Genomic DNA, 2,601 nt, shown 5'->3' with positions numbered 1-2,601 from the left:
CCAACGAAGACTTCATGGAAAAGCAGGGCTTTGTCTCGAAGGTTCACAGAAAAAAAGCCGCATCTCAAGCCCATGCCCCGCCATATCCAGCGGTCCAATGCATGGAAATCGGTGATCCGATCACGCGTCGAGCATGTCTTTGCGGATCAGAAATCACAGACAGGGTTGTTCGTCCGAACCGTTGGCATCACCCGAGCCACCACCAGGATCGGGCTGGCCAATATCGTCTATAATATGCGCCGCTTTCTCTTCCTGGAGCGGATGAACGCGAGCGCGTAGTCCTCCAGCGGGGGACAACACCCGATCTGCTCAAAACGCAGACCGGATGCCATCGCAGAAACTGTCAATCAGTACGCCCAAAATCCAAAATCAGAACCAAGGCATATCAACAAACGGTTCTTCGATCCCTCCATCTCATTTCGAAAAAGAGAACTCTACCGCTCTTCAGTATTGGGAACAGAAAACTTATTCCAAGAAACGCTTTGAAGTGATATATTAGAATACTAATCTCGATTAGAGTAAAAAATTGTCTATTTCCGTCCTCTCACGTAGCGCCCTGTCTGATCTTTCTTTGTCTGAATGGCAAGGACAACCTACCGTTCAGCACTATACGACCTTGCTGCGCCTGATCGACGCTGCTGGCCCCTTACCGTTCTCTTTCGCTGAACCCGTCGTTCAGTGGGTTGTCGATGACAAGCCGGGCCAGATCACCTGGTACGGGACTGTCGAGCACCCGTTCCGGCCTCTGACGGACTATCCCCCGCTACAGCAAGACGCCCTGCTCAAAAACTTGACAGTCTGCCTGCAAAAGCTCCAGCGGGTCGCCAGCAGTCATCCGCAGAGCTACGCCACGCTTCTTGAAAAGGCGCTTTTTGTTCCGAACCTAAAAGCTGTTTTCACAGACGGAACCCAACTAATTTTGGCGCCGTGGGGCGCGCAGGATGCCACGCACCGGATTGATCCCGCACTCCCCGATACCTTCTCCCGCACCCCTCTGGGGGCTCTGCTTGAACCCTCCTCAAAAAACCCGGACTTCCTGAATATCTCCGCACCCCAAAAGGGGGCAACAGCCTCTTATCCGGCGCAAAAAGCAGATCCTTTTTCCGGTACGACATCGGTCGGGACCTCTTTCGAGGCGCGACTTCACGACGAGTCTTCTATCGTTACAGCGCCCTTCCCGGCTTCTTCCGCACCACTCCCCTGGCTTCTGCCGTTGTGGATACGCATCATTCTGCATGTCCTGACATTTACGGCATTTTTTGCTCTGGCTTTCTGGGCAGTTCTGGCATTCGCGAGTCACTCGAAACTCATCACCATGTTCGGTCATGTCATGTTTGGAACGCATCTATGAACCGCCAATTCCTGGGAAAAACCACTGGACATGACGTCGTCGCGCTCATGGCACAGGGCCAGCGGGTCATTGAATACTGGCCTGATTTCTGCCGCCTGCTCACTCAGCATTTTGGAGTTGAGGGCACGTCGCTGCTTGCAGAACCAGCTTTTCACGACAATGGCAGCATTGATTGGTACGGCGAAACTGGAACTCCAATTCCACAGGACGAATTGCTCGCACAATACGAGGCCATTAAGACAAAAATAGAAGCGCTGGGAGCACACCCGGAGAAAGCCACCACGGACACGGACAGAACTTTCCTCAGTCTCTTGCTCTTTGCAATCCAGATTCCAAGCCCAGACTATCTGCGATCCGGCCCGAATGGTCCTGTGCTGATTGGCTGGGGCCATCAGCCCGTGACCACCCGAATCGAACAGGTCGATCTGAAAGGCTTTGGCAAGCGCCCGCCTCCACGTCCGAAGGCCGATCCTCCGGCCTCTGAAACCAAGACGGCAGCCCAGCCTCCGGTAACCATCTTGCCTCCCCCCCCAGAACCGCCCGTAATGCGCCTCTGGGGGCCATGGCAAAGCTGGCTTCAACTGTTCGCCAAGCTCGCCGGACTGGCATGCATTCTGTGGCTCTTATCCCGTCTGGGCGGATGGATTGGTTCTTGGATCTGTCATTATCCAAACTTTCCGCTCTGGATCACTCTGCCACTCGTCCTGCTTATTGGCCTGCTGCTTCTCCTGCTCCTTCCCTGGCGCACTTGGTCGGACTTCCGGCGCGTTGGCCGTGTCGGGGCACAGACAGGAATTTTGCAGATCGTTCTGGCCTGGGACGACCTCAATGACCTCGATCTCCATGTCCTATGTCCCGATGGTGGACGTATTTATTTTGGTAACCGGAGCCATGGAGGAGGAATGCTTGACCACGATGCAAATGCCAGAACGACCGGAGCCGTGGCACCTACCAAGCGAGCCGTTGAAAACATTGTCTGGCAGGGAGCACCTCCTCCCGGTCTCTACACGGTAGAAGTCGATCCTTTCTCGATGCCCATTTGCCCGCACACTCGCTTCCGTCTGACGGTACGCCATAACGGGCACGTGCTTGTGGCCAGACAGGGCATCGTATCGCAGACACGGGGCACGCTGTCGGTCTGCCAGTTCCGTATTTCGTCCTGATGCCCATTCTCGATCAAACCGGACCGCTGAATACCGTTGGCCATACGGCTTTTCTGGCTGCCCTCACTCAGAAATTCGGGCCAGATC

2 protein-coding genes and 1 pseudogene are annotated in these 2,601 nt (G+C 55.0%); all 3 read left to right on the top strand.

Features of this window, described 5'->3' with window-relative positions; translation table 11 throughout:
* Positions 1 to 279 (top strand): annotated as a pseudogene (locus ABF979_RS16725) (IS5/IS1182 family transposase); the annotation flags it as partial.
* 247 nt (positions 280 to 526) lie between these two features.
* Entirely contained in the window at positions 527 to 1,351 is an 825-nt protein-coding gene (locus ABF979_RS16720) for a hypothetical protein (RefSeq protein ID WP_415560791.1), read from the top strand.
* On the top strand, positions 1,348 to 2,514 hold the full coding sequence (locus tag ABF979_RS16715; protein ID WP_415560790.1) for a hypothetical protein: 1,167 nt from the start codon (positions 1,348 to 1,350) through the stop codon (positions 2,512 to 2,514). Before ABF979_RS16720 ends, ABF979_RS16715 begins: the two co-directional genes overlap by 4 nt.
* Positions 2,515 to 2,601 lie beyond the last annotated feature (87 nt).

Source organism: Gluconobacter sp., from assembly GCF_047723935.1.
Lineage (GTDB): Bacteria > Pseudomonadota > Alphaproteobacteria > Acetobacterales > Acetobacteraceae > Gluconobacter.
Note: the sequence above shows the minus strand (reverse complement) of the source record. Positions and strands in the feature narration are given on the sequence as shown.

Coding starts and splice junctions, on each gene's coding strand:
- ABF979_RS16715 (WP_415560790.1), top strand. CDS start 1,348: ATGAACCGCCAATTCCTGGGAAAAACCACTGGACATGACGTCGTCGCG.